Origin of the sequence: Agrobacterium sp. a22-2, from assembly GCF_012276985.1 — a bacterium.
In the GTDB taxonomy this organism is placed as follows: domain Bacteria; phylum Pseudomonadota; class Alphaproteobacteria; order Rhizobiales; family Rhizobiaceae; genus Allorhizobium.
The window spans coordinates 1-451 of the sequence record NZ_JAAXMM010000055.1; the positions used below are offsets into that span (position 1 = coordinate 1).

Sequence of the window (451 nt, forward strand, 5' to 3'; positions counted from 1 at the left end):
TCCCAGACGCGCATCAGCCAGGCGCCGATCTGCTCGCGGGTGATCCCCAGCAGGTGCTGTTCGATATAGGCATGGCCGAGGTGCGGGTTGACCTCCAGGTGCCGGCAGATCAGCGAGAAATGCGGCGGGAAGACATGCGCCAGGACCAGGTAGCCGAAATTGTGCAGCAGGCCGCCCAGGTAGCTCAGGCCGGACTCCGGGCGCAGCTCGCGCGGCATGGCGCGGGTCAGGCCCTCGATCACCGCGGCGGTGTAGATCGCTTGCTGCCAGTAGGGCGTGGCCTGCTGTGGCTGGTCCTTGGGCAGGCTCAGGCTCTTGCCCAGGGCGAGGCCGAGGGCCAGGTTGATCACCAGGTCGAAACCGAGGACGCGGACGATCGCGTCTTCCACCGAGCGGATCTTGCCCGGAGCGGCGTAGTAGGGCGAGGCCGCCCAACTGACCACCTGGGCGG

General features: G+C 68.1%; 1 protein-coding gene. It reads right to left on the reverse strand.

Annotation, left to right across the window (positions count from 1 at the left end):
* The coding region (locus HFC70_RS26345; protein WP_168476296.1) for an HDOD domain-containing protein at positions 1-451 on the reverse strand (451 nt) is incomplete at both ends.